The sequence below is a fragment of the Flammeovirga sp. AWQ4_249 genome (genome assembly GCF_056161045.1).
The window spans coordinates 1-466 of sequence record NZ_JBSWYJ010000124.1; the positions used below are offsets into that span (position 1 = coordinate 1).

Annotated in this window: 1 protein-coding gene and 1 pseudogene; both read right to left on the reverse strand. The window is 35.2% G+C overall.

What is annotated here, in order from left to right; genetic code table 11:
• Positions 1 to 236: pseudogene (locus tag ACXAHM_RS26355) on the reverse strand (hypothetical protein); the annotation flags it as partial.
• Positions 237 to 379: 143 nt separating this feature from the next.
• Positions 380 to 466, reverse strand: an 87-nt coding sequence (locus ACXAHM_RS26360) for an agmatine deiminase family protein (RefSeq protein WP_474967070.1), incomplete at its 5' end; no start/stop codon positions are given.

Consider the following 466-nt stretch of genomic DNA (forward strand, 5'->3'; position numbering starts at 1 on the left):
ACGTTTTTCTTGTGAACTAGCCCTGCATAGAACAATGCTAATCCTGGAAGCATCATAAATAATACTAATGCAGTCGATGCTAAAATCCAAGCTGTATCACCTGAATCTAATGCGGAAGTAGCAGTTTGAGCCACTTGGTTTTGTACTTCTGTAATCTCGATGATTTCTGTTTGTGCAGATGCAAAATTGACAGCAAACATCATTACAGCAGCAAAGATGTAAAGAATTTTTTTCATGATTTTGTTGGAATGAGAAACTAGCTTGGAGGATGAATATCTTATTTGAGAGCTTGTAAGCAGATGAATAAACTAATTTCTAACTTGAGTATATAAAATAGTAGAACAAGGGTAGCATTTAACTACTACCCTCATTGTAAAACCTAAACTTTTGGTTGTTGCTGAGTGATACAGTGGATATTTCCGCCACCTAATAAGATTTCTCTTGTATCTACTTGTACAACTCTATG